Source organism: Streptomyces sp. NPDC055749, assembly GCF_053617235.1.
Window position 1 is genome coordinate 1 of the sequence record NZ_JBSHFH010000082.1, and the last position, 21,835, is coordinate 21,835.

Sequence of the window (21,835 nt, forward strand, 5' to 3'; positions counted from 1 at the left end):
GATCCCCGCCCCGCCCCTTCACTTGACCAAGGCCCCGCTACGCCGCCCGGCGACCGCGCGAAGCCGAACCGTTGCGGGCCGAGCCCGTGCCGGCGCGGCCCGTCCCGGCGCTCCGGGACTCACCGCTGCCACGGCCGGCGCCACCACGTACGGAACCGGTACCCGCACCCGTACCGCCCGAGCGTGCCTCGCCACCGGCGCCGCCCGCGCCGCCGCGGCGACCGCGGCCCCGGCTGCCTGCGCGGAAGCCACCGGCGCTCGCACCCGCGGCTCCGCCACCCGCCCGCGTACGCGGCTTCGGCTGGGTCGGCTGCGGGACCTCGACGACGATCGCGATGCCGGAGGGCTCGCGGGCACCCGTGATCCGGGTCAGTTCCTCGTCGCTCGACTTGATGCGGGTGGTGCGCGGCGCGATGCCGGCGTCCTGCATCAGCCTGGTCATCTCCCGCTTCTCCTCGGGCAGCACCAGCGTGACGACGCTGCCGGACTCACCGGCGCGCGCCGTGCGCCCGCCGCGGTGGAGGTAGTCCTTGTGGTCGGTGGGCGGGTCCACGTTGACGACGAGGTCGAGGTCGTCGACATGGATGCCGCGGGCCGCCACATTGGTCGCGACGAGCGCGGTGACCTGGCCGGTCTTGAACTGGTCCAGGGTCCGGTTGCGCTGCGGCTGGGACCGGCCGCCGTGCAGGGCGGCAGCCCGTACACCGCTGGCCAGCAGCCGCTTCGCGAAACGGTCGGCGGCACGCTTGGTGTCGACGAACATGATCACGCGTCCCTCACGGGCGGCGATCTTGAGCGCGACGGCCTTCTTGTCGGTCTCGTCCATGACATGCAGCACGTGGTGCTCCATGGTGGTGACCGCACCGGCGGACGGGTCGACGGAGTGCACGACCGGGTCGGTCAGGAACATCTTGACCAGGCGGTCGATGTTCTTGTCCAGGGTCGCGGAGAACAGCATCCGCTGTCCGTCGGGCTCGACCTGCTTGAGCAGCGCGACGACCTGCGGCATGAAGCCCATGTCCGCCATCTGGTCGGCCTCGTCGAGGACGGTGATGGCGACGTCGTCGAGGCGGCAGTCGCCGCGCTCGATGAGGTCCTTGAGGCGGCCGGGCGTGGCCACGAGGACCTCGGCGCCGCGGCGCAGCGTGCCCGACTGCTTGCTGATCGACATGCCGCCGACGACGGTGGCGAGCCGCAGGTTCACGGACGTCGCGTACGGCGTGAGGGCGTCGGTGACCTGCTGCGCGAGCTCACGGGTCGGGACGAGGACCATCGCCAGCGGGGCGCGCGGCTCCGCGCGGCGGCCGGCGGTGCGGGCCAGCAGCGCCAGGCCGAAGGCGAGCGTCTTGCCGGAGCCCGTGCGGCCGCGGCCGAGGATGTCACGGCCGGCCAGCGAGTTCGGCAGGGTGGCGCCCTGGATGGGGAAGGGCTCGGTGACGCCCTGCGCGGCAAGCGTCTTGAGCAGCGCCGCGGGCATGTCCAGCTCGGCGAACGCCTCTACGGCGGGCAGGGCGGGGGTGATGGATTCCGGCAGGGTGAACTCGCCCTGGGGGGACGCGGCGCGGCGCCTTGTCGGCGCCTTGCCGGCTCCCCGGCCGGAGGCCTGTGCCTGGGCCGGGCCACGTCCCCTGGTCGGACGGGTGCGGGTGGCCGGTCGGTCCTGGCGTTCGGAGCGGGTCATACGGAATTGCCCTCCTGGGGGATTCCTGGGTTACTGCGGAATGCTTGGTGGACTGCTTGATGTGCGCCCCAGGATGCAGCACAAAGCGGGATGTCCCGGAGACAGCACAAACCGGGGCCCGCACCTTCACGGTGCGGGCCCCGGTTGCGAGGTACGCGTCCGGCAATTAGGCCGGGACGATGTTCTCCGCCTGCGGGCCCTTCTGGCCCTGCGTGACGTCGAAGGAGACCTTCTGGCCCTCCTGGAGCTCACGGAAGCCCTGGGTGGCGATGTTCGAGTAGTGGGCGAAGACGTCAGCGCCGCCGCCGTCCTGCTCGATGAAGCCGAAGCCCTTTTCCGAGTTGAACCACTTCACGGTTCCAGTAGCCATGTCGATCTCCTAAAAGAGGTGCAGTGCCGGAAATCCGCACTTTACGAATTCCAAGTCGCCGCATTGAGCCCCACCCGGAGAAAGCCGGAAAACAATAAAGCGCCTGATGGAGGGTTCCCGTCAGGCGCACATAAAGTTCATGGGTACCAAAACTGCAACTGGACCACCGTAGCACGTCATCTCGTCCGGCGGCGGATCCCAGCGCACCGCCGGACGGAAAACTTTGCTGACCAGGGGGGTTGCGGGGGCTCTTTGCCCTGCCGTTCCCGGATGGTCACCCTGCGGTCACTCGGAGCACCGCGCCTGCCGGCGGGGCACGTACCGCTTCCCCAATGTAGGCCCCGCGCGGGTCAGGCGCGCAGCGCGATGCCGTCCAGCACCATCGAGAGGTACTGGCGGGCGATCTCCTCGGGGCTGTGCTGTCCGCCCGGCCGGTACCAGGAGGCCGCGACCCAGACGGTGTCACGGACGAAGCGGTACGTGAGCCGGATGTCCAGGTCGGCGCGGAAGACGCGGTCGGCGACGCCGCGCTCCAGCGTGCCGAGCCATGCCTTCTCGAACTTCGTCTGCGAGTCGGTGAGATAGCCGAAGCGCGGCTGGGTGGCGAGGTGCCTGGACTCCTTCTGGTAGATGGCGACGGCGTCGCGGTGCCGGTCGATCTCCCGGAAGGACTCGGTGACGAGGGCCTCGATGGTCTCCCTGGGGCCGAGCCCGGCGCCCAGCACCGCGTCGTACCCCTCCCAGAGCTCGCCGAGGAAGGTGGAGAGGATTTCGTCGACCATCGATTCCTTGGAATCGAAGTGGTAGTAGAGGCTGCCCGCGAGCATCCCCGCCTCGTCCGCGATCTTGCGGACGGTGGTGGCGTTGTATCCCTGTGCGGCGAAGACTTCGGCGGCGGTGGCGAGCAGTTCGCTGCGCCGCGCGGGCGAGGGGGTCACCTGGGGCTTCTTCTTGGTAGGCACCCGCCCATTGTCCGCCCGCCCGTTGCCCGCCCGGCCCTCACCGTGTCAGGCCGGGCTCTCCTCGTTGGTCCGGCGGATCGTGCGCAGCGGGTGGCCGGGGCGCCACGCCTGTACGACCAGAGTGTCGCCGCCCTCCAGACCCGTGTGGACCACCTCCGTCAGTTCCGTACGGAACAGGTGGAACGGGACCGGCGGGTTCGCGTCCTCGATGAAGCGCGCCAGCACGTCCGGGTCGGTCACCTCGATCGCACGGCCGGAGATCCGGACGTCGCCTTCCGCCATCTCCGCGCCCGGTCCGGGGTTGGCCTGTACCGCGAACCTCGGGTCGCGCCGCAGGTCGAGCGCCTTGCGGGAGTTCGGCATCATGCCGAGCAGCAGCTCGTCGAAGCGGAAGTCCACTTCGAGGCCGGTGACCCGGGGCGAGCCGTCCTTGCGGAGGGTCGCCAGGACATGGTGCTTGTACAGCTGGAATCGCTTCTGCACGGTCTCGGCGAACGCCGGCTCCGCCGTCCTGAAATCTGCCCACGAACTCGATGTCATGGGACAAGGAAACACGGGATACCCGACATCTTCTGTCCGGATTACCGGGCGGTCACCCGGCCGGATGCTGCCGTACGGCAAACGTGCTGTTCTGGAAGGGGTACGGCCGCGTACCGCGGCGGGGGCCGGCCCGCCGACCGAGGTGAGTTCCCATGACGATCTTCATGAAGGCCACTCTGCCCGGCGTCACCACGGCCCAGTACGACACGCTCAACGCCGAACTCCAGGCGCTGCCCGGCGACACGTTCGCCGGCTGCATCTCGCATGTCTGCGTCCCGACCGACACGGGCCTGGAGATCTACGACCTCTGGGAGTCCCAGGAGGCGATGGACAAGTTCGGCACGGTGATCATGCCGGTCGCCGAGGGTCTGGGCATCCCCGCCTCGCCCGAGCCCCCGGCTTCCTCTCCGGTGCACAACTACTGGATTCCGGGGGCGTAGCGGCTCACGGCCCGAGGGTCACCACCACGGCGGAGCCCATCGTCCGGAGCACGCCCGGGGATTCGCCGGTCGCCAGGACCGCGTCGTATCGGCCCAGTTCGATGTCCGTGCCGTCGAGGACGGCGCCCTCGTCGAGGGCGAGGGCGAGTACCGCGCCGCCGCCGGGCGGCATCAGCCGGACGGTGCCGCGGACGACAGCGGTCGCCGCCCGCGTACGGCCTCTGCGGTACATGACGTTGAAGTTCACGACCGGGCCGCTCAGGAGGCTGCCGAAGGTCTCCAGGTCACCGGGGAAGTCGTACGGCCAGTGCGGCTCGTCGACGATGTGGTGTTCACCGTCCACCAGCAGGTCCATGCCCTCACCCTCGACCACGGTCAGGGTGCGGTCGATGCCGGGGAACGCGGAGAACGGCCCGTCCGCGGCCACGTCCGCCAGGCTGATCCGCCAGTCGAAGGCGTCGGAGGCGGCTCCCTCGGGCCACACGGCGATCTCCCGGGTGACTCCCCCGCCGTTCCTCCACGGCACCGGCGTACGTCCGGCCGCCCTCAGCACGCGCGCCGTCATCGGACGATGCCCTGCGCCGTGGCCGCAGCCAGCCACTGCGGGAACTCGGCGACCAGCCGGTCGTACAGCTCGGCGTCGGGGACCTGCCGGGGGTCGGCTCCGGCGTGGAAGAAGCCCGCGTTGTCTATGGGGCGCTTGGCGGGTACGGCCAGGTCGTCGAGCTTGTGCAGGAAGTCGAACTGCGAGCTCCGCTTGTTGCCGAAGCCGATGAACTGCCAGAACAGCGGCAGCTTCGCCGCCTTGCACAGATAGCGTTCCGCCGCGTGCTTGCTGATGGGGCCGCCGTCCGTCTGGAAGACGACGAGGGCGGGTGCCGTCGAGCCGCTGTCGAGGTAGTGGTCGATGACGGCGTCCATGGCCAGGTGGTAGCTGGTCTTCCCCATGTGCCCGAGGCCCGCCACGATTCTGTCGATGCGTCCGCGGTGATCGTCCAGCGCGATGTCGGTGACCGCGTCGATGTCCGTGGAGAAGAACACGACCGGGACGCGGCCGTCGTCGTCGAGGTGGGCCGACAGACCGAGCACCCGGTCGGCCAGCGCCTGGACGCTGCCGTCCTTGTAGTAGTCCCTCATCGAACCGGAGTAGTCGAGGACCAGATAGACCGCCGCGCGGTGGCCCGTCATCCCGTGCTTCTCCAGCGAGACGCTGGCGCTCTTGTACAGGCTGACGAGTGCGGGCGCCGTCTCCTCGACCTTGCGGAGGCTGATGGCCGGGCCCGGGGCGGTTGGCGATCCGGTCATGAAGGTCTCCGTTCTGCGCTGCGTTCCGCGCTGTTACGACTTCTGAGGGTAGGTCACCGCCCGGTACCCGGGCCCATGACCGTCAGCCGCGTTCGCTATCTTGATCGCCGCCGTCCCCATCGGCCCCTTTTCTGTCAGTCGACCCATGAAGGAGCCGGCCATGGAGGCCGCCGCCACCAGGTGCTACCGCCATCCGTCGTACGAGACGTATGTGAGCTGCACCCGATGCGACCGCTACATCTGCCCCGACTGCATGCGTGAGGCCGCGGTCGGCCATCACTGCGTGGAGTGCGTGAAGGAGGGGCAGCGCTCCGTCCGGCAGGCCCGCAGGATCTTCGGCGGTACGGCGTCCATGGCGACGGCGCCCGTCGTGACGTACGTCCTGATTGCACTGAACGTCCTCGCGTACATAGCGGAGGTGGCCCTGCCCTCGGTGGTGGACCGGTTCGCCGTAGTCGGTGCCCTGCTGGTCGACGCGCAGGGCGGGCAGTACTACTACAAGGGCGAGGTCTTCCCCGGGTACGAGCTGAGCGGGATCGCGGACGGCGAGTGGTACCGGCTGCTGACCGGTGCGTTCCTGCATCTGCCGCCCGACACCTCGTTCGGTGTGATGCATCTGGTCTTCAACATGCTCGCGCTCTGGAATCTCGGCCGTACCGTCGAGGGACAGCTGGGCCGGGCCCGGTATCTGGCGCTCTATCTGCTCTCCGCGGTGGGCGGCTCGGTACTCGTCTACGTCATCTCGCCGGAGACGGTGACGGTGGGCGCGTCGGGCGCGATCTTCGGTATCGCGGCGGCCTTCTACATCATCAGCCGACGCCTCGGCCGGGACATGCGAGCCGAGAAACACATGCTGACGGGCCTGCTGCTCTGGCTGGTCATCTCGGCCGCGTTCACCTCGTGGCAGGGGCACCTCGGCGGGCTGCTGACGGGCGGCCTGGTCACCTGGGCCATGGCCTACGCGCCCGCGAAGTTCAAGACCACCCCGGCGCAGATCGGCGGGGGTCTGGTCCTGCTCTGTCTGTTCGCGATCGTCGTGGCCTCGAAGACCGCCTCGCTGACGGGCGGCGCCTGACGGTACGTACGGCCCCGCCCCGGCAGTGAAGGGGCGGGGCCGGATGGGTCCGGGCGTACCCGGCCCCGGACGCGCCACGGCGCCCACCAGAGTCCGGTCGGGGACAAGGCAGGCGCCGCGTTCAGTTCCGTACGCCGTTGTACGGGACGTCTTTGTGTGCCGCGATCAGACCGTGAGTGAACGGTCCGTCGGGCGGATCGGGGCCGGCAGTGCGCTGGTCCCGGTCAGGAATCGGTCCACGCCGCGTGCCGCGGAGCGGCCCTCGGCAATGGCCCAGACGATCAGTGACTGGCCTCGGCCCGCGTCACCGGCGACGTACACACCGGGGACGTTGGTCGCGTAGTCCTCGTCCCGGGCCACGTTACCCCGCTGGTCGAGGTCGAGGCCGAACTGCTGGACGAGGCCGTTGGCCTGGTCGGTACCTGTGAAGCCCATGGCCAGGGTCACGAGCTGAGCGGGAATCCGCCGCTCGGTCCCGGGCTTCTGCTCCAGCTTACCGTCCTTGAACTCCACTTCGACCAGGTGGAGGGCCTGGACGTTTCCGTCCTCGTCGCCCTCGAAGTGGGTGGTCGAGACGGAGTAGACCCGCTCGCCGCCCTCCTCGTGCGCGGAGGTGACCTTGTAGAGCATCGGGAAGGTCGGCCACGGCTGGTTGGCGTTCCGGTCCTCGCCCGGCCGCGGCATGATCTCCAGCTGGGTGACGGAGGCCGCGCCCTGGCGGTGGGCGGTACCGACGCAGTCGGCGCCGGTGTCGCCGCCGCCGATGACGACGACGTGCTTGCCCTCGGCGGTGATCGGGGAGACCGTCAGGTCGCCCTCCTGCACCTTGTTGGCGAGCGGGAGGTACTCCATCGCGAAGTGCACGCCGTTCAGCTCACGGCCCGGGGCGGGCAGATCGCGGGAGACGGTGGCACCTGCGGCGATGACGACCGAGTCGTAGCGGCGGCGGAGCTTGGCGGCGTCGATGTCCTTGCCGATCTCCACCTCCGTACGGAACTTGGTGCCTTCCGCGCGCATCTGCTCGATGCGGCGGTTGATGTGCGACTTCTCCATCTTGAACTCGGGGATGCCGTAGCGGAGCAGGCCGCCGATGCGGTCGGCGCGCTCGTAGACGACGACCGTGTGACCGGCCCGGGTCAGCTGCTGGGCGGCGGCCAGTCCGGCCGGGCCCGAGCCGATGACGGCGACGGTCTTGCCGGAGAGGCGCTCGGGCGGCTGCGGGGTGACGTCGCCGCTGTCCCACGCCTTGTCGATGATGGAGACTTCGACGTTCTTGATGGTGACGGCCGGCTGGTTGATGCCGAGCACACACGCCGACTCGCACGGAGCGGGGCACAGGCGGCCCGTGAACTCCGGGAAGTTGTTCGTGGCGTGGAGGCGCTCGGACGCCGCCGTCCAGTCCTCGCGGTAGGCGTAGTCGTTCCACTCGGGGATGAGGTTTCCGAGCGGACAGCCGTTGTGGCAGAACGGGATGCCGCAGTCCATGCAGCGGCCGGCCTGCTTGCTGATGATCGGGAGCAGCGAGCCCGGAACGTAGACCTCGTTCCAGTCCTTGACGCGCTCGCCGGTGGGGCGGGTCTTGGCGACCTCGCGGCCGGTGGTCAGGAAGCCCTTGGGGTCAGCCATTGGTCGCTGCCTCCATCATCTTCTCGGTGGTCTCCTGCTCGGAGAGACCGGCGAGCTCAGCGGCGTCCTTGGCGGCGAGCACTGCCTTGTAGGCGGACGGGATGATCTTGCTGAAGCGGGTCACGGATGCGTCCCACTCGGCCAGCAGCTTCTCGGCGACCGTGGAACCGGTCTCCTCCTGGTGGCGGCGCACGACGTCGTGCAGCCACTGCCTGTCGGTGTCGTCGAGCGTCTCGACCGCACCGAGGTTGCCGATGTTGACGTTGTCGGGGTCCAGGTCGACGACGTACGCGACGCCGCCCGACATGCCCGCGGCGAAGTTGCGTCCGGTCTCGCCGAGTACGACGGCGTGGCCGCCGGTCATGTACTCGCAGCCGTGGTCGCCCACGCCTTCCGAGACGACGGTCGCGCCCGAGTTACGGACACAGAACCGCTCTCCGGTCCGGCCGCGCAGGAACAGCTCGCCGCCGGTGGCGCCGTAGGCGATGGTGTTGCCCGCGATGGTGGAGTACTCGGCGAGGTGGTCGGCGCCGCGGTCCGGGCGGACGACGATGCGTCCGCCGGAGAGGCCCTTGCCGACGTAGTCGTTGGCGTCGCCCTCCAGGCGCAGCGTCACACCGCGCGGGACGAAGGCGCCGAAGGACTGGCCGGCGGAGCCGGTGAAGGTCACGTCGATGGTGTCGTCGGGCAGGCCCGCACCGCCGAACTTCTTGGTGACCTCGTGGCCGAGCATGGTGCCGACGGTCCGGTTGATGTTACGGATCGCGATCTGGGCCCGGACCGGCTGGGCGGCCTCGGCGCTGTCCGCGCCGAGCGCGTCGGCGGCGAGCTTGATCAGCTCGTTGTCGAGCGCCTTGGTGAGTCCGTGGTCCTGCTCGACGGTCCGGTGGCGGACCGCGCCCTCGGGCAGTTCCGGCACGTGGAAGAGCGGCTTCAGGTCGAGACCCTGCGCCTTCCAGTGCGTGACGGCCCGGTCGGTGTCGAGGAGTTCGGCGTGGCCGACGGCCTCCTCGATCGTACGGAAGCCCAGCTCGGCGAGGATCTCGCGGACCTCTTCGGCGATGAACTCGAAGAAGTTGACGATGTACTCGGCCTTGCCGGAGAACCGCTCGCGCAGAACGGGGTTCTGCGTGGCGATGCCGACCGGACAGGTGTCGAGGTGACAGACGCGCATCATGACGCAGCCGGAGACGACGAGCGGCGCGGTCGCGAAACCGAACTCCTCGGCGCCCAGCAGCGCGGCGATGACGACGTCGCGGCCGGTCTTCAGCTGGCCGTCGGTCTGGACGACGATGCGGTCGCGCAGGCCGTTGAGCAGCAGGGTCTGCTGGGTCTCGGCGAGGCCGAGCTCCCAGGGGCCGCCCGCGTGCTTCAGCGAGGTGAGCGGGGACGCGCCCGTGCCGCCGTCGTGGCCGGAGATGAGGACGACGTCCGCATGGGCCTTGGAGACGCCCGCCGCGACCGTGCCGACACCGACCTCGGAGACCAGCTTCACGTGGATGCGGGCCACCGGGTTGGCGTTCTTGAGGTCGTGGATCAGCTGAGCCAGGTCCTCGATGGAGTAGATGTCGTGGTGCGGCGGCGGGGAGATCAGACCGACACCCGGGGTGGAGTGCCGGGTCTTGGCGACCCACGGGTAGACCTTGTGGCCGGGCAGCTGGCCGCCCTCGCCGGGCTTGGCGCCCTGCGCCATCTTGATCTGGATGTCGTCCGCGTTGACCAGGTACTCGCTGGTCACACCGAAGCGGCCGGAGGCGACCTGCTTGATGGACGAGCGGCGCGCCGGGTCGTACAGGCGGTCGGCGTCCTCGCCGCCCTCACCGGTGTTGGACTTGCCGCCCAACTGGTTCATCGCGATGGCGAGGGTCTCGTGCGCCTCGCCCGAGATCGAGCCGTACGACATGGCGCCGGTGGAGAAGCGCTTGACGATGTCGGCGACGGGCTCGACCTCGTCGACGGAGATCGCCTCGCGGTCCGACGTGAGGTTGAAGAGTCCGCGGAGCGTCATGAGGCGCTCGGACTGCTCGTTCACCCGGCCGGTGTACTGCTTGAAGATGTCGTACCGGCGGTTGCGGGTGGCGTGCTGGAGGCGGAAGACCGTCTCCGGGTCGAACAGGTGCGGCTCGCCCTCGCGGCGCCACTGGTACTCGCCGCCGATCTCCAGCGCGCGGTGCGAGGCCGCGATGCCGGAGGCGGGGTACGCCTTGGTGTGCCGGGCGGCGACCTCCTTGGCGACGACCTCGAGACCGGCTCCGCCGATCTTGGTCGCGGTGCCGTTGAAGTACCGCGTGACGAAGGCTTCGTCCAGGCCGACGGCCTCGAAGACCTGGGCGCCTCGGTAGGAGGCGACGGTCGAGATGCCCATCTTGGACATGACCTTCAGGACGCCCTTGCCGAGCGCGTAGATCAGGTTCCGGATGGCCTGTTCGACCTCGATGCCCTCGATGAACGTACCGGCGCGGACCAGGTCCTCGACGGACTCCATCGCCAGGTACGGGTTGACCGCGGCGGCGCCGTAACCGATCAGCAGGGCGACGTGGTGGACCTCGCGGACGTCACCGGCCTCGACCAGCAGGCCCACCTGGGTGCGCTGCTTGGTACGGATGAGGTGGTGGTGGACGGCCGAGGTGAGCAGCAGCGAGGGGATCGGCGCGTGCTCGGCGTCGGAGTGCCGGTCGGAGAGGACGACCAGGCGGGCGCCGTCCTCTATGGCGGCGTCGACCTCGGTGCAGATGGCCTCGATCCGGGCGGCGAGGGCGTCGCCGCCGCCGCTGACCCGGTAGAGGCCGGAAAGCGTGGCCGCCTTCATGCCCGGCATGTCGCCGTCGGCGTTGATGTGTATGAGCTTGGCCAGCTCGTCGTTGTCGATCACCGGGAACGGCAGCGTGACGCTGCGGCAGGCCGCTGCGGTCGGCTCCAGCAGGTTGCCCTGCGGGCCGAGCGTGGAGCGCAGCGAGGTGACGAGCTCCTCGCGGATCGCGTCCAGCGGCGGGTTGGTGACCTGCGCGAAGAGCTGCGTGAAGTAGTCGAAGAGCAGCCGGGGGCGCTCGGACAGGGCGGCGATCGGCGAGTCCGTACCCATGGAGCCGAGCGGCTCGCCCGCGGTGCGGGCCATCGGCGCGAGGATGACGCGGAGCTCTTCCTCGGTGTAGCCGAAGGTCTGCTGCCGGCGGGTGACCGAGGCGTGGGTGTGCACGATGTGCTCGCGCTCGGGGAGGTCGGAGAGCTCGATCTCGCCGGTTTCCAGCCATTCCTGGTACGGCTGCTCGGCGGCGAGGGACGCCTTGATCTCGTCGTCCTCGATGATGCGGCGCTCGGCGGTGTCGACGAGGAACATCTTGCCGGGCTGGAGGCGGCCCTTGCGGACGACCTTCGCGGGGTCGATGTCCAGGACACCGACCTCGGAGGAGAGGACGACGAGGCCGTCGTCGGTGACCCAGTAGCGGCCGGGGCGCAGACCGTTGCGGTCGAGGACCGCGCCGACCTGGGTGCCGTCGGTGAAGGTGACACAGGCCGGGCCGTCCCAGGGCTCCATCATCGTGGAGTGGTACTGGTAGAAGGCGCGGCGGGCCGGGTCCATCGAGGCGTGGTTCTCCCAGGCCTCGGGGACCATCATCAGCACCGAGTGCGGCAGCGAACGGCCACCGAGGTGGAGCAGCTCCAGGACCTCGTCGAAGGAGGCCGAGTCGGAGGCGTCCGGGGTGCAGACGGGGAAGATCCGGTCCAGCTGCTCGGCTCCGAAGAGCGAGGAGGCGAGCTGGGACTCGCGGGCCTTCATCCAGTTGCGGTTGCCCTTGACCGTGTTGATCTCGCCGTTGTGCGCGACGAAACGGTACGGGTGGGCGAGCGGCCAGCTCGGGAAGGTGTTCGTGGAGAAGCGCGAGTGGACCAGCGCGACCGCGGTGGCGAAACGGCGGTCGGAGAGGTCCGGGAAGAACGGCTCCAGCTGCCCGGTCGTGAGCATGCCCTTGTAGACGATCGTGCGCGCGGAGAGGGAGGGGAAGTACACCCCGGCCTCGCGCTCGGCGCGCTTGCGCAGCACGAATGCCTTGCGGTCGAGCACGACACCGGTGCTCGTACCGTCCGCGACGATCAGCTGGCGGAACTCGGGCATGGTGGCGCGGGCGCCGTTGCCGAGGAGGTCGGGGGTGACCGGGACCTCGCGCCAGCCGAGGACCTTCAGGCCCTCTTCGGCGGCGATCTTCTCGATCTTCCGGACGGACTCGGTGGAGTCGTCCGCAGGCAGGAAGGCGATTCCGACGGCGTAGGAGCCGGCCTCGGGGAGGTCGAAGGAGACCTCTTCGCGGAGGAAGGCATCCGGTACCTGGAGCAGAATGCCGGCGCCGTCACCCGAGTCGGGCTCGGATCCTGTGGCGCCGCGGTGTTCGAGGTTGCGCAGTACGGTCAGCGCCTGCTCGACCAGCTCATGGCTGGCCACACCGGTCAGAGTGGCCACGAACCCGACGCCACAGGCGTCGTGCTCGTTACGGGGGTCGTACATCCCCTGCTGGGCGGGGCGACCGTCCATGGGCGACCAGGCGTCGGAACGCATCGGCTCTCCCGTCGTCGTCGTGGCATATGCAGTGCCGAGGGACGACGTTGGCCCTCTGCGAAATTTCGTGCAGGTTACATGATGGAGCGCTTCTCAAAAAGCGGAAGGTCTGTTCCAGCATGCGGACGCCATGTGGTGGCGGAGGTGGGTCACAGTCGGGGCGGACCGCAGTCGGTCAGTACCCGGGGGGACCGCAGAGAGCGAGCGTCGTTGCCCGCGTGTGTCTACGGCTCTTTCCCAGCGGTCGCACAAACGAAACCGCCGAGTAACGACTACTTATGTGTAGTCCTGTATAGAGACTCATTTTACGCCGCGCGGGGCCGTTCCGCCCAGTGACGTTCATCAAGACGTATGTCACACCGGCCGGCCGCCGGCCGGCCGGTGTGAAGCCCTCGGTCAGCTCCCGACAGCGACGCCGAAGACCATGCCGAGTCCGTACGTGAGCGCGGCGGCGGTCCCACCGAGCACGAGCTGCCGCAGACCGCTGAACCACCAGCTGCGGGCGGTCACCCTGGCCACCACGGCTCCGCAGCCGAAGAGGCCGATCAGCGCGAGCAGCACAGCGGGCCAGAGCGCGGTGGCTCCGAGCAGGTAGGGCAGTACGGGCAGGAGCGCGCCGAGCGCGAAGGCGCCGAAGGAGGAGACGGCGGCGACGAGCGGCGAGGGCAGGTCGCCCGGGTCGATCCCGAGCTCCTCGCGGGCGTGGATCTCCAGTGCCTGCTCGGGGTCCGTGGACAGCTGCCTGGCGACCTCGTGGGCCAGCAGGGGGTCGACTCCGCGGGAGGTGTAGAGCGCCGCGAGCTCCGCCATCTCGTCCTTGGGGTGCTTACGCAGTTCCCGGCGCTCGACATCGAGTTCTGCCTCGACGAGCTCGCGCTGCGAGGCGACGGAGGTGTATTCGCCCGCCGCCATGGAGAACGCGCCCGCGGCCAGGCCCGCCAGACCGGTGATCACGATGGTCTGCTGCGCGACCGAGCCGCCCGCGACACCGGTCATCAGGGCGAGGTTGGAGACCAGCCCGTCCATCGCACCGAACACCGCCGGACGCAGCCAGCCACCGTTCACATCGCGGTGGGTGTGGTTGTCGCGGTGCGCCTCGTGCAGGACGGCGTCGGTCTCGATGATGGACACAGCTCTCCCCTTCTCCGGCAGCGGGGGTCCACGTTCCGGCCCCCGCCAACACCCTCGAAAATACGCACGAAAAACGCCTCCCGCCAGCAAGGAAGGCCGTACTTACCTGCCTCGGAAGGCGGTTCGGACCGGCCTTGTCCGAGGCGTGGCCGGTGTCATCCGTGTGGCCCTTTTGTTGCTCCGGGCGGCCTCGCCGCGCCCCTCGCGTGGGACAGATCGCATCGATGGTCCCGCCGGTGGCCGCACCGGCGTCCGGACCGGCGCGGTACGAGCGAAGGGTCGACGCGATGGAGCTGATTGCAGGCAATCCGGCCGAGCAGCAGGGGGGTGTGGGCGCCGATGACACACGGGTACGGGCGGGAGCGGACGGCCGCGCCCCGGCGGGCGCCACGAAGGGACGGGCCGACCGGGCCCGTGGAGCGCTGCTCGGTCTCGCCGTGGGCGACGCGCTGGGCGCACCGGCGGAGAACCTCCGCCCGTCCGAGATCCGGCGCCGCTGGGGCCGGATCGAGGGCTTCGTGAGCGAGGACCCGGCGGGTACGGACGACACGGAGTACGCGATCTTCTCGGGGCTCCTGCTGGCCCGGCACGGTTCGGCGCTGACGGTCTCCCATGTGGAGCGGGCCTGGCACCACTGGATCGCCGACCTGGACGAGGGGCCGTTCCGGGGTGCGGGATTCAGCGAGCGCGGCACGCTGGAGAATCTGCGCCGGGGGCTGGCCGCCCCGATCTCGGCGCAGCACCGGCACGCCTGGAGCGACGGTCTCGCGATGCGGGCGGCGCCGTTCGGGGTCTTCGCGGCGGGCCGTCCGGCGGAGGCGGCCCGGCTGGTGGCGGTGGACGGCGGGGTGAGTCACGACGGGGAGGGCATCTACGGCGGGCAGGCGGTCGCGGCCGGGGTGGCGGCCGCCATGGTGGGGTCCGGCCTGGCCTCGGTGATCGCCGCCGCGCTGTCCGTCGTACCGATGGACTCCTGGACGGCGCGGTCGCTACGGCGCGCGGTGTCGGCCGCGCAGCGCTCGTACCCCGATCAGCTGACGATGGAGCGCGCGGTGCGTTCCGCGGTGGTGATCGGCGGCTACCCGTGGACGGATCTGGCGCCCGAGGCGGTGGGCCTGGCCTTCGGCGCGTTCACGGCGGCGCGCGGCGACTTCCGCACGGCGGTGCTGACGGCCGTCAACATGGGCCGCGACGCGGACACCACGGCCGCGGTGGCGGGGGCACTGGCCGGGGCGCTGAACGGGGCGTCGGCGATCCCGTGGGAGTGGGGCGCGGCGATCGGCCCGGTGCGCGGCAGCTGCCTGCCGTCGATGCGGGGCTATCACGTGCTGGACATCGCGGAACTCCTGACCCCGGACGAGCCGGACGAACCGGACCGTTCGCCCGACATCGCGCACGCCCACCCGGCACACCCCTTCGGCACCACCCGGCTCACCGGCGACCAGGGAGCACGACGATGACGACGGCCCGCCCCACGGCATCCACCCGGTTGGCACCCGCCAGGACCCGGCCGACGGGCGCACCCGGGCGGCGCGCCCGTATCGAGGGGCTGCTGCTCGGGCTGGCCGCCGGGGACGCCGCCGGGTGGCCCGCCGCGCGGCACCGGGCGGCCCGGATGCCCGAGTGGACGCGGCGGCTCACCCGTGAGCTCGACACCTTCGCCGAGCAGAACGCCACGACCACGCTGCCCGTCCCGATCGCCCTCAACCAGCCGCCCGAACCGCTCCGGCTCGGGCCCTCGGACGACGCCGAGTGGGCCGCCTTCGCGGCCCGTACCGTGCTGGCCGCCGCGGCCGACCGGGGGCTCGGGCTCTCCGACGAGCGCCGGATGCGCGATGCCATCGACCGCGCCTGGAACGCCCTGGCCGCGAAGGTCGCCGAGGCGGGCGCACGCGCGCCCGAGGTCGAGGCCGCCGTACTCCCCCTCCGGGCCCGGATCTCCGTACGGGCCGGGCTCGGCAATCTCGCCGCCGGTCTGCGCCCGCCCGCGACCGGGCACGACAACCCGCACTACTTCGACGACGCCGCCTGCATGCGCGCCGCCGTGCTCGCGGTCGTCCACCCGGGCGACCCCGCCGCCGCTGCCACGCTCGCCGAGTTCGACGCCCGCTACACCCAGGACGGCGACGGGGTCCACGGCGCCCGCGCCATCGCCGCCGCGATCGCCGAGGCCCTCGCGGGAGCGGACGTCGACACCGCGGTGAACGCGGCCCTCGCCCAGCTCCCGGAGGGCACCGAGATCGCCCGCAACGCCGCGCACGCCGTCCGGATCGCCCGCGAGTTCGCCGACGAGCCCGCCGGTGCGTTCGCCCTTGTCCCCGTGCTGGAGCACCAGATCGTCGACCACGTCTACAGCTACGGAATCGCCGCGGCCGAGACGGTGCCGGTCGCCCTCGCGCTGGCGACCGCGGCCCGGGGCGAGATCTCGCAGGCGGTCCCGTCGGCGGCCTGCCTCTCCCGGGTCGCCGACTCGGCTCCCGCGCTGGCCGGGGCACTGACCGGCGCGCTCGGCGGAAGCGGCACCGTGCCCGCGGGCTGGCGGGAGGCGTGCCGCACGCTCGCGGGGTGCGCGCTCCCCCGTTTCGCGGGCACCGATCTCATCGAACTCGCCGGGCTTCTGGCAGACACGGAACCGGCCACCCCGGGTGGACAATTCCGACATGACGCCCATGACATCCACGCCGTCCACACCACCCACCACACCGTCGACCGCACCCACCACCCTGACCCTCGATGAACGGATCACCGGCGCGCTCGTCGGCGCCGCCGTCGGCGACGCCCTCGGCGGCCCGGTCGAGGGCTGGACCCCGGAACAGATCTCCGAACGCCACGGCGGCCGTATCCACGGCATCGTGGGCCCCTGGTACGGCGAGGACTGGCGGACCGCCCGCCCCATCGCCCCGTACCACAAGGGCGACGGGCACATCACCGACGACACCTTGATGACGCACGCGCTGGTACGGGTCTACGGCACCGTCCGCGACCACCTCGACGCGTACTCCGTCGCCGACCACCTCGTACCCGACCTCATCTCCAACCCCCGCTGGATTCCGGAGCTGGAGGCCGAGGCGCTCCCCCTCCAGCGGATCTTCCTCGCCGAGAAGTGGATCGTCGCGCGGCTGCACTACGGCCACGTCGACCCCCGCGAGGCGGGCTCGGGGAACATCGTCAACTGCGGGGCCGCCATGTATATGGCCCCCGCGGGACTGGTCAACGCCGCCCACCCGGAGGCCGCGTACGCCGAGGCGCTGGACATCGCGGGGCCGCATCAGTCCTCGTACGGGAGGGAAGCCGCCGGGGTCTTCGCCGCGGCCGTGGCCGCCGCCTGCACGCCGGGCGCCACCCCAACCAGCGTGGTCGACAGCTGCCTCGTGCTCGCCAAGGACGGGACACGCGCGGCGATCGAGGCGGTCTGCGAAGTCGCCGCCGGGTACACCGACTTCGAGTCGGCGCTTCTCCCCCTGCGTACCGCGGTCGCCCCCTTCGACACGGTGGGCCCGGACTACCGCGCCCCCTCGCTCGGTGCCCGCCGCCCCTCCCGGCTGCACTCCATCGAGGAGCTGCCCATCGCGCTCGGCATGCTGCTCGTCGCCGGCGGCGACTACCGGCACGCGGTCCTCGGCTCGGTCAACTACGGCCGCGACTGCGACTCGATCGCCACGATGAGCGGAGCGCTGGCAGGAGCGCTGCACGGCGAACGGGCCGTCCCCGCCGCCTGGGTGAAGACCGTCGCCGAGGCCAGCCGCCTCGATCTGCACTCCCCCGCCAGGACTCTGACCGAGGTCACCCGCGAGATCTTCGTACGGGACACCGCCCGGCGCCGCGCGCACGAGTCGGCGTTCACGGCACTGGCCGGTACCCGGTGAACGTACGCCTGACCTGGGTGCAGCCCGAGGACCTCCTCGGACACGAACTGCGCCAAGCGGCACAGGACGGCCGGGACGCGCGGGACATCGAGCGGCGCTGGTACGAGGCGGGCGGCGCCCCCGCACCCGAACGGGCCGGAGCTTCGGAGCTCCCCGCGTCGCCCCGGCTGCGCGCACTCGCCGGGCGACTGCTCGACGAACTCGGCCTGCTCGCCTCTCCGTTGGCCGACGACGAGCCGACCGGCCTCGATGAGATCCAGGCACTCTGCCCTCGCTGGCCGGCCACCCGCACGGAGCGCGCCCTCATCGAGCCCGACCGGCTGCACGCCGCCTGGCTGGGGCGGGCCGCGGGCTGCCTGCTCGGAAAGCCCGTAGAGAAGCTCCCGCTCACCGGCATCCGCGCCTTGGCCCGCGCCGCCGGGAACTGGCCGCTCACCACCTGGTTCACCGAGAAGGGCCTGCCGGCCGAGCTGCTGGCCGCATACCCGTGGAACCGCCGCTCCGCTCCCACCTCACTCGCCGAGAACATCGACGGCATGCCCGAGGACGACGACCTCAACTACCCTCTGCTGACTGTGCTGTTGCTCCAACGCCATGGCCGCTCCTTCACCACGGCCGACCTCGGGCGGCTCTGGCTCGACGAAATCCCGGCGGGCCGCGTCTTCACGGCCGAGCGGGTCGCCTACCGCAATCTGCTCGACGGCCTGGAGCCGCCGGAAACCGCCCGGTACCGCAACCCGTTCCGGGAGTGGATCGGGGCGCAGATCCGCGCCGACGTGCACGGCTGGACCCACCCGGGCGACCCGGCCGCAGCCGCCGCGCAGGCACACAGGGACGCCGTACTCACGCACACCGCCAACGGTGTGTACGGGGCGATGTTCACGGCCGCCGCCCTCGCCGAGGCCGCGGGTGGCGAGACCGATGTGCACGGCTGTCTAGCGGTGGGGCTGCGCGTGGTGCCGCCCCGCTCGCGGTTCGCGCGCGCGGTCCGCCTCGGCATCGAAACGGCCCGCGCGGAACCGGACTTCGACGAAGTCGTCGACCGGCTGCACGCCACGTACGCGGACACCCACCACTGGGTGCACGTGCTGCCCAACGCCGCACTGCTGGCCGCGGCTCTCACCCACGCCGACGGGGACTTCGGCCGTTCCATCGGGTGCGCGGTCTCCTGCGGCTGGGACACCGACTCGAACGGGGCAACGGCCGGTTCACTCGCGGGCCTCCTCGCCGGACGGCCCACCGCTCTGCCCGCCGAGTGGACCGCCCCGCTGAAGAACCGCCTCGCCACGTCCGTACCGGGATTCGACTCCATCGGCTTCGACACGCTCGCTGATCTGACCTACCAGGAGGTACTGCGCCCATGACCGGTATCGCGGTGCTCGGCAGCACCAATATGGACCTTGTCGCCTACGTCGCACGGGCTCCCGGGCGCGGTGAGACCGTGACCGGAAGGGAGTTCCGGACGATTCCCGGCGGCAAGGGCGCCAACCAGGCCGTCGCCGCCGCCCGCGCGGGCGGCGAGGTCGTGATGATCGGCGCGGTCGGCGACGACGCGTACGGGACCGCGCTCCGCGCCAATCTGGAGCACTCGGGGGTCGACACCGATCTCCTGCACACCGCGGAGGGCCCCAGCGGCACCGCGCACATCGTCGTGGACGACCTCGGCGGCAACGCGATCGTGGTGATCCCCGGCGCCAACGGCACCGTCACCGCACTCGGCCCCGGCGAGAAGGCCGCCATCGCCGCCGCCGATCTGCTGCTCCTCCAGCTCGAACTCCCGCTGTCCGCCGTGATCGAGGGCGCACGGGCGGCCCACGCCCAGGGTGTACGGACGATCCTCACCCCGTCCCCCGTGCAGCCGCTCCCCGACGAACTCCTCGACACCGTCGACCTGTTGATCCCCAACGAGCACGAGGCCGCCGCACTCACCGGCGTCCCCGAGCCGCATGCCGCGGCGGAGTTGCTGCTGCGCCACGTCCCGGAGGTCGTCATCACTCTCGGCGCGAAGGGCTGCCTGTACGCGGCCCGGGGCGGCGAGCCCGTCCTCTTCCCCGCCCCCGATGTCACCGCGGTGGACACCACCGGCGCCGGGGACACCTTCGTCGGCACCCTGGCCGTGGCACTCGGCGAGGGCAGAGCCGTACCTGACGCACTGGCCTGGGCCTCGTCGGCCGCCGCGCTCTGCGTACAGAAACCGGGCGCGTCGACCTCCATGCCGTACCGCAGCGAGATCGAGGCCGCATGAGCACTCCGACGACCACGCCCCTGTCCGGCCTGCGGGTCCTGGACCTCGCCACCCTCTTCGCGGGCCCGCTCGCGGCCACCATGCTCGGCGACTTCGGCGCCGAAGTGATCAAGGTCGAGCATCCACGCAAGCCCGACCCCTCGCGCGGGCACGGCCCCGCGAAGGACGGCATCGGCCTGTGGTGGAAACTGCTCGGCCGCAACAAGCGCAATCTCACCCTCGATCTGTCCAGCCCCGGCGGCCGTGACGTGCTGCTGAAGCTGGCCGCCGAGACCGACGTCGTCATCGAGAACTTCCGGCCCGGCACCCTGGAACGCTGGGGCATCGGCCCCGCGGAGCTGCACGCGGTGAACCCCCGGCTGGTCCTGGCGCGGGTCACCGGCTTCGGCCAGTTCGGCCCGTACTCCCACCGCCCCGGCTTCGGCACGCTCGCCGAGGCGATGAGCGGTTTCGCCGCGATCACCGGCGAACCGGAAGGGCCGCCGACCCTGCCGCCGTTCGGCCTCGCCGACTCGATCGCCGCGCTCGCCACCGCGTACGCCGTGATGACGGCGCTCGCCGGACGGGACCGCACCGGACAGGGCCAGATCGTCGACATGGCGATCATCGAGCCGATCCTCACGGTGCTGGGCCCGCAGCCGCTCTGGTACGACCAGCTCGGTTACGTACAGGAGCGCACCGGCAACCGCTCCCGCAACAACGCCCCACGCAATACGTACCGCACGTCCGACGGCCACTGGGTCGCGGTCTCCACCTCGGCCCAGTCGGTCGCCGAGCGTGTGATGCGCCTGGTCGGGCGGCCGGAACTGATCGACGAGCCCTGGTTCGTGGCCGGTACGACCCGCGCCGAGCACACCGAGGAGCTCGACGAGGCCGTCGGCAACTGGATCGCCCGGCACACCCGCGAGGACGCGCTCTCCGCGTTCGAGAAGGCGGAGGCGGCCATCGCCCCGATCCATGACGTACGGGATGTGATGGAGGATCCGCAGTACCGGGCCCTCGACACGATCACCGAGGTCGACGACCCGGAGCTGGGCCCGTTGCGTATGCAGAACGTCCTGTTCCGGCTCTCGGAGACTCCCGGTTCGATCCGCTGGGCCGGCCGGCCGCACGGAGCGGACACCGAGGAGATCCTCGACGGGCTCGGCCTCTCGGGCCCACAGATCGCGGCCCTGCGCTCGGAGGGCGCCCTGTGACCACCGCGACGCCTCTGACCTGGCTGTACGTCCCCGGGGACCGGCCGGAGGTGGTGCGCAAGGCGCTCGGTTCGGGCGCGGACGTGGTGATCGTCGACCTGGAGGACGCGGTCGCTCCCGACCGGAAGGAGTACGCGAGGGCGGCCACCGCCGAACTGCTCACCGAACCCGCGATGGGTTCGGTGGGTGCGGTGCCGGTCCATGTCCGGGTCCACGGCGAGGACGACGTACGGGCCCTGGCGGGGCTGCCTGGCCTCTCCGGGCTGCGGCTCCCCAAGATCACGCACGCCGCGAGCGTCCACCACCTGGCGGCGCTGGCGCCCGGCGTCCCGCTCTACCCGCTCCTGGAGTCGGCGCTCGCCGTCGAGCACGCGTACACGATCGCCTCCGCCCACCACGAGGTACGGGGCATCGCACTGGGCGAGGCGGACCTGCGGGCGGACCTGGGCGTGCGGGACGACGCCGGGCTCGACTGGTCGCGCAGCCGGATCGTGGTCGCGGCGCGTGCGGCCGGGCTCGCCCCGCCCGTCCAGTCGGTGTTCCCGGACGTCAGGGACCTGGACGGGCTGTGGGCGTCCTCCGTCCACGGGCGGTCGCTGGGGCTGCTGGGCCGGGCGGCGATCCATCCCCGCCAGCTGCCGGTCATCGAGCGGGCGTTCCGGCCCACGGCCCGGGAGGTCGAGGCCGCCGAGCAGGTCGTGGCGGCGGCCCTGCTGGACGCGGGGGCGCAGGCGCTGCCGGACGGCAGATTCGTGGACGCGGCGGTGGTCGCCTCCGCCCGGCGGACGCTGGCGCTGAGCCGGGCCGCCACGTAAAAAATCGCCGGACGGGCTTGGAAATCAAGCC

At 71.1% G+C, this 21,835-nt stretch carries 18 protein-coding genes; 9 read left to right on the forward strand and 9 right to left on the reverse strand.

Features of this window, described 5'->3' with window-relative positions:
- Positions 1 to 37: 37 nt before the first annotated feature.
- The 4 genes from ACWGO0_RS35230 to ACWGO0_RS35245 all read right to left on the reverse strand — a co-directional run bounded on the left by ACWGO0_RS35230 (position 38) and on the right by ACWGO0_RS35245 (position 3,553).
- Positions 38 to 1,681, reverse strand: coding sequence for a DEAD/DEAH box helicase (locus ACWGO0_RS35230; RefSeq protein ID WP_453544201.1), 1,644 nt, complete (start codon positions 1,679 to 1,681; stop codon positions 38 to 40).
- Between the two features lie 166 nt (positions 1,682 to 1,847).
- Entirely contained in the window at positions 1,848 to 2,051 is a 204-nt protein-coding gene (locus ACWGO0_RS35235) for a cold-shock protein (protein WP_015607926.1), read from the reverse strand.
- 350 nt (positions 2,052 to 2,401) lie between these two features.
- Positions 2,402 to 3,013, reverse strand: coding sequence for a TetR/AcrR family transcriptional regulator (locus tag ACWGO0_RS35240; RefSeq protein ID WP_453544203.1), 612 nt, complete (start codon positions 3,011 to 3,013; stop codon positions 2,402 to 2,404).
- Positions 3,014 to 3,058: 45 nt separating this feature from the next.
- Positions 3,059 to 3,553 (reverse strand): pyridoxamine 5'-phosphate oxidase family protein, encoded by a 495-nt coding sequence (locus tag ACWGO0_RS35245; RefSeq protein ID WP_453544205.1) that lies wholly within the window; start codon positions 3,551 to 3,553, stop codon positions 3,059 to 3,061.
- Positions 3,554 to 3,705: 152 nt separating this feature from the next.
- On the opposite strand from ACWGO0_RS35245, the gene ACWGO0_RS35250 reads away from it, so the two are divergent.
- Positions 3,706 to 3,993 carry a hypothetical protein gene (locus ACWGO0_RS35250; protein ID WP_453544207.1) on the forward strand — a complete coding sequence of 96 codons (288 nt, stop codon included), beginning with the start codon at positions 3,706 to 3,708 and terminating at the stop codon, positions 3,991 to 3,993.
- Positions 3,994 to 3,997: 4 nt separating this feature from the next.
- Here the strand turns inward: ACWGO0_RS35250 and ACWGO0_RS35255 are convergent, their stop codons facing one another.
- Both ACWGO0_RS35255 and ACWGO0_RS35260 read right to left on the reverse strand, forming a co-directional pair.
- The gene (locus ACWGO0_RS35255; protein WP_453544209.1) at positions 3,998 to 4,558 is read right to left on the reverse strand and encodes a HutD/Ves family protein; all 561 of its coding nucleotides are present in this window, start codon (positions 4,556 to 4,558) and stop codon (positions 3,998 to 4,000) included.
- A complete protein-coding gene (locus tag ACWGO0_RS35260) occupies positions 4,555 to 5,298 on the reverse strand; it encodes a vWA domain-containing protein (RefSeq protein WP_453544211.1) in 744 nt (247 codons plus the stop codon). Before ACWGO0_RS35260 ends, ACWGO0_RS35255 begins: the two co-directional genes overlap by 4 nt.
- 160 nt (positions 5,299 to 5,458) lie before the next feature.
- On the opposite strand from ACWGO0_RS35260, the gene ACWGO0_RS35265 reads away from it, so the two are divergent.
- A complete protein-coding gene (locus tag ACWGO0_RS35265) occupies positions 5,459 to 6,373 on the forward strand; it encodes a rhomboid family intramembrane serine protease (protein WP_453544213.1) in 915 nt (304 codons plus the stop codon).
- Positions 6,374 to 6,538: 165 nt separating this feature from the next.
- On the opposite strand, the gene ACWGO0_RS35270 is transcribed toward ACWGO0_RS35265, so the two are convergent.
- The 3 genes from ACWGO0_RS35270 to ACWGO0_RS35280 form a co-directional block, all read right to left on the reverse strand.
- Positions 6,539 to 7,999, reverse strand: a complete 1,461-nt coding sequence (locus ACWGO0_RS35270) for a glutamate synthase subunit beta (RefSeq protein ID WP_453544215.1) — start codon at positions 7,997 to 7,999, stop codon at positions 6,539 to 6,541.
- Positions 7,992 to 12,551, reverse strand: coding sequence for a glutamate synthase large subunit (gltB, locus tag ACWGO0_RS35275; RefSeq protein ID WP_453544217.1), 4,560 nt, complete (start codon positions 12,549 to 12,551; stop codon positions 7,992 to 7,994). The genes ACWGO0_RS35270 and gltB overlap by 8 nt, the downstream gene beginning before the upstream one ends.
- 396 nt (positions 12,552 to 12,947) lie before the next feature.
- On the reverse strand, positions 12,948 to 13,682 hold the full coding sequence (locus tag ACWGO0_RS35280) for a VIT1/CCC1 transporter family protein (RefSeq protein WP_453544219.1): 735 nt from the start codon (positions 13,680 to 13,682) through the stop codon (positions 12,948 to 12,950).
- A 287-nt stretch (positions 13,683 to 13,969) separates the two neighbouring features.
- Between ACWGO0_RS35280 and ACWGO0_RS35285 the strand changes: the two genes are divergently transcribed.
- Genes ACWGO0_RS35285 through ACWGO0_RS35315 form a run of 7 tightly spaced genes read left to right on the forward strand, consistent with a single transcriptional unit; the run spans position 13,970 to position 21,804 of the window.
- Positions 13,970 to 15,142 carry an ADP-ribosylglycohydrolase family protein gene (locus ACWGO0_RS35285; RefSeq protein ID WP_453544221.1) on the forward strand — a complete coding sequence of 391 codons (1,173 nt, stop codon included), beginning with the start codon at positions 13,970 to 13,972 and terminating at the stop codon, positions 15,140 to 15,142.
- A complete protein-coding gene (locus ACWGO0_RS35290) occupies positions 15,139 to 16,419 on the forward strand; it encodes an ADP-ribosylglycohydrolase family protein (protein ID WP_453544223.1) in 1,281 nt (426 codons plus the stop codon). The genes ACWGO0_RS35285 and ACWGO0_RS35290 overlap by 4 nt, the downstream gene beginning before the upstream one ends.
- Positions 16,352 to 17,548 (forward strand): ADP-ribosylglycohydrolase family protein, encoded by a 1,197-nt coding sequence (locus ACWGO0_RS35295; protein WP_453544233.1) that lies wholly within the window; start codon positions 16,352 to 16,354, stop codon positions 17,546 to 17,548. Before ACWGO0_RS35290 ends, ACWGO0_RS35295 begins: the two co-directional genes overlap by 68 nt.
- Positions 17,545 to 18,912 (forward strand): ADP-ribosylglycohydrolase family protein, encoded by a 1,368-nt coding sequence (locus ACWGO0_RS35300; protein WP_453544225.1) that lies wholly within the window; start codon positions 17,545 to 17,547, stop codon positions 18,910 to 18,912. The genes ACWGO0_RS35295 and ACWGO0_RS35300 overlap by 4 nt, the downstream gene beginning before the upstream one ends.
- Positions 18,909 to 19,793, forward strand: a complete 885-nt coding sequence (gene rbsK / locus ACWGO0_RS35305) for a ribokinase (protein WP_453544227.1) — start codon at positions 18,909 to 18,911, stop codon at positions 19,791 to 19,793. Before ACWGO0_RS35300 ends, rbsK begins: the two co-directional genes overlap by 4 nt.
- Positions 19,790 to 20,989, forward strand: a complete 1,200-nt coding sequence (locus ACWGO0_RS35310) for a CaiB/BaiF CoA transferase family protein (protein WP_453544229.1) — start codon at positions 19,790 to 19,792, stop codon at positions 20,987 to 20,989. The genes rbsK and ACWGO0_RS35310 overlap by 4 nt, the downstream gene beginning before the upstream one ends.
- Complete coding sequence (locus ACWGO0_RS35315) at positions 20,986 to 21,804, forward strand: HpcH/HpaI aldolase/citrate lyase family protein (protein WP_453544231.1); 819 nt, start codon at positions 20,986 to 20,988, stop codon at positions 21,802 to 21,804. The genes ACWGO0_RS35310 and ACWGO0_RS35315 overlap by 4 nt, the downstream gene beginning before the upstream one ends.
- Positions 21,805 to 21,835 lie beyond the last annotated feature (31 nt).